The 596-nt window shown below is 74.0% G+C and carries 1 protein-coding gene; it reads right to left on the bottom strand.

Going from position 1 to position 596, the window contains the following annotated elements:
• Positions 1-524, bottom strand: a 524-nt coding sequence (locus tag EHS43_RS45645; RefSeq protein WP_148104389.1) for an NADH-quinone oxidoreductase subunit C, incomplete at its 3' end; no start/stop codon positions are given.
• Positions 525-596 lie beyond the last annotated feature (72 nt).

The raw sequence follows: 596 nt of genomic DNA, 5'->3' as shown, positions 1-596 counted from the left end.
GGGGGGAGCATCTGGCGGCGCTTGGGGCCGCCGTGCTCGGACTCGCCCGGTTCCTTGGCGCCGGGCCATGCCTTGGCGACGCGGGCGGCCAGGACGAAGTCCTTGCGCAGGGGATGGCCCTCGAAGGTCTCCGGGAGGAGGAGGTGGTCCAGGGAGGGGTGACCCTCGAAGGTGACGCCGAACATCTCGTGGGTCTCGCGCTCGTGCCAGGCGGCGCCCGCGTAGAGGTCGACGGCGGTCGGCAGGGCGGGGCTCTCGTGGGGGACCGTCGTGCGCAGGAGCAGGCGTCGTACCGGCGAGAGGGCTGCCACGTGGGCGGCCACGCGGAAGCCGGTGCCGGGTTCGTCGACGGCGCTGAGCCAGTCGAAGTAGGTGCAGCCCAGTTCGTCGCGGGCGACCCGCAGGGCGGTGAGCCAGCTCGTGGGCGGGACGTCGACCGTCAGGACCTCGTAGGACTCCTCGGCGGTGGCCTCGGGGCCGAAGAGTTCCTCGGCGGGGGCGGGGAGCCAGCCGACGGCGGTCACTGCGCGTCCCCCTCACCCGGAGCTGAAGCAGGCGCCGGAGCCGGCGTCGGCGGCTTGACGAGACCGCTCTGC

Source organism: Streptomyces sp. RP5T (assembly GCF_003933965.1).
Lineage (GTDB): Bacteria > Actinomycetota > Actinomycetes > Streptomycetales > Streptomycetaceae > Streptomyces.
This window is presented reverse-complemented; position numbering and strand designations above follow the sequence as displayed.